The following is a 217-nucleotide window of genomic DNA, read 5'->3' on the forward strand; positions in this document are numbered from 1 at the left end:
GATTGCGTCGGCGGCGTGATGACCTGGCTCAGATGATCCGCACCGAACAGAACAGGTTCAAACACCCTCAGATCAAGTGTGTCGAACGTTCCCTGAACACATGCCAGCATCACTGGTTTAATCGCTGCTGAGCTGATGGAAGGCTTAAGGATTGGCGGCGTGTGGCGACCCGATACGATAGGTGCCCGAAGGTATTCCTATCAGCAATCGCCCTCGC

Annotated in this window: 1 pseudogene; it reads left to right on the forward strand. The window is 55.3% G+C overall.

The features are described from left to right. Positions 1–137: 137 nt before the first annotated feature. Positions 138–217 (forward strand): annotated as a pseudogene (locus Q1A75_RS24210) (IS5/IS1182 family transposase); the annotation flags it as partial.

The sequence above is a fragment of the uncultured Tateyamaria sp. genome, assembly GCF_947504105.1.
Lineage (GTDB): Bacteria > Pseudomonadota > Alphaproteobacteria > Rhodobacterales > Rhodobacteraceae > Tateyamaria.